We start from the raw sequence: 2,072 nt of genomic DNA, 5'->3' as shown, positions 1-2,072 counted from the left end.
AGAGTTCGGTGTAATGTTAAATTGACTTCTTTTATCCTTGAGGTAGTTGATAACGGTATCGGCATTGAAAAGGATAAGTTCACAGTCATTTTTGGGGGAGATTATACAACCAAGGAGTCGGGCAGTGGGCTTGGTCTTCATTCGATAGCGAACTTCGTCGATGGATTGAATGGGAAGATCTACCCATTAAGCAATGGTATCGGCAAAGGGACGACGATGCGAGTGATTCTCCCACTTTCTGCCCTTACCCCATGAGGACTCGTTCCCAATAAATAGGGATGTACATCCACGCCTGCCAGATAAATAGACGTGGGATGTGAAATATTTAAAGCCTGTTTGAAAATCCAACATCACGTAATACAGAGTAGAGAACAACGATTGTTGTCCCTACTGAATCAGCGCAAAATAGGTGTGTATTATGGAATTCAAAAAGGACTGGAACTATCGTGTCTTAGTCGTCGATGATCAACGGGAGATACATCAGGACTTTGAAGAGATGCTCACGCCCGGTGTCGCGGGTTCGTCAACAGATGATTTGGCAGAAGCGTTTGCTTCAGAAGTCGATGAGAGTTTTCTGCCGAAATTCAAACTCCTTCACGCAAGGAGCGGCTCAGAAGCTTATGACATTGTGAAAACGACGATCGAAACGGGCGATCCAATTGCTGTCGCATACGTAGATATAAGAATGCCACCGGGCATGGATGGGATTGAAACTACGCAGCGTATCCGAGCCATTGACGAAAATATTGAGATTGTTCTCATGTCTGCGTATACCGATAAATCGCTCGGTGAGATTGTCCATGAGATGGATCTACTTCACAAACTACTCTATATCAGAAAGCCATTTGCTCGCGAGGAGATTCAGCAGATTACGCTTGCCCTTGCGGAGAAGTGGAACGTCGAGAGCGAACTGGGGGACAAACGTCGCCAACTCGAAATCAGCAATCAAAGGCTTAAATCCGTTCTTGATTCCACCGGGGATGCCATTGCGATGTTTGATGTCACAGGACATCTGCAGTTCGCAAATCGGGGATATGAGGAGATGTTTGAATTGACAACGGATGTACTGAAGCAGATGTCGCCGGAGGAGTTAGGTAAGCATGTTAAAGGGTACTTCCAGGAACCGGGACGCTTTGAAGAGGCAGAAACTCAACTTCTCGCACGGCCTGAGAAGGTGTTTGAAGAGGTCGCTGAGGTTCGCCGACCCGAACGCAAAATGCTCTACCGATTCACAGCGCCGGTATACGATATTGAGCAGAAGGTCATCGGGCGGATTATCGTTTTTCGGGACATCTCCAAAGAGATCGAAATTAGCCAGATGAAGGTTGAAGTCTCTCGTTTACGCACTGAACTCGAAATGAAATATGCGTTTGATAAGATTATCGGCAAGAGCGAAGCGATGAAGGCGGTTTACGTCCTTATGCAACAAGCGATCGAAAGCAATATTACCGTTCTGATTCAGGGAGAGAGCGGTACAGGCAAGGAACTCGTCGCAAAAGCCATCCATTTTAATAGCCTACGAAAAGCGGGACCCTTTGTCGATGTCAACTGCGCTGCTATTCCAGAGTCTCTTATTGAAAGCGAACTTTTTGGACATGAACGTGGCTCCTTCACCGGCGCGACGGTGCAAAGAATTGGGAAATTTGAGAGCGCGAATGGGGGAACCATCTTTCTTGATGAAATCGCTGATATGCAGCCGCTGGTTCAAGCCAAATTGTTGCGTGTGCTGCAGGAACGAGAAATTCAGCGTGTCGGGGGCACGGGCAACATTCCCATCAACGTTCGGGTAATCGCAGCGACGAACCAGGATCTCGAAGCTGCAGTAAAAGCCGGTCGGTTCCGCGAAGACCTTTTTTATCGTATTGCCGGTTTTCCAATACCGATTCCATCTCTCAAAGAACGGCGTGAAGACATCCCCCTGTTAGGACACCATTTTTTGCAAGAATATGCCAAGGCTGCTGATAAGCCGGTCTCAGGATTTTCCACCGGTGCGTTACAATTGTTAATGAGCTATGACTGGCCCGGCAATGTACGAGAGTTAGAGAACACAATTGAGCGTGCTGTGCTTTTAG

2 protein-coding genes are annotated in these 2,072 nt (G+C 47.3%); both read left to right on the top strand.

Going from position 1 to position 2,072, the window contains the following annotated elements; translation table 11 throughout:
* The coding region (locus J4G02_04430) for an ATP-binding protein (protein ID MCE2393832.1) at window positions 1-255 on the top strand (255 nt) is incomplete at its 5' end.
* A gap of 163 nt (window positions 256-418) precedes the next feature.
* A partial coding sequence (locus tag J4G02_04425; protein MCE2393831.1) for a sigma 54-interacting transcriptional regulator occupies window positions 419-2,072 on the top strand: 1,654 nt, incomplete at its 3' end.

The organism is Candidatus Poribacteria bacterium, from assembly GCA_021295755.1.
Taxonomy (GTDB): domain Bacteria; phylum Poribacteria; class WGA-4E; order WGA-4E; family PCPOR2b; genus PCPOR2b.
This window is presented reverse-complemented; position numbering and strand designations above follow the sequence as displayed.